General features: G+C 37.8%; 1 pseudogene. It reads left to right on the plus strand.

Going from position 1 to position 225, the window contains the following annotated elements:
• Positions 1-225 (plus strand): annotated as a pseudogene (locus ACEWB7_RS18895) (IS30 family transposase); the annotation flags it as partial.

Raw genomic sequence — 225 nt, forward strand, 5'->3', positions numbered from 1 at the left:
ATCCTAGTACGATCTATCGTGAACTTAAAAGAAATAGCATCAATGACGTTTATCAAGCTCAATATGCTTCTGATAACACCTTCGCTAGACGTAGACGTGGTCACAGAAAACTCAAAATCGACTCAATTCTCTGGAGATTTATTGTTGAAGCGATCCGTTGTTTATGGTCTCCTCAGCAAATAGCAAAGCGTTTAAAGACATTTCCTGATTTGGATCAAACAATGA

This window comes from Acinetobacter sp. NIOH-H-8 (assembly GCF_046635365.1).
In the GTDB taxonomy this organism is placed as follows: Bacteria; Pseudomonadota; Gammaproteobacteria; order Pseudomonadales; family Moraxellaceae; genus Acinetobacter.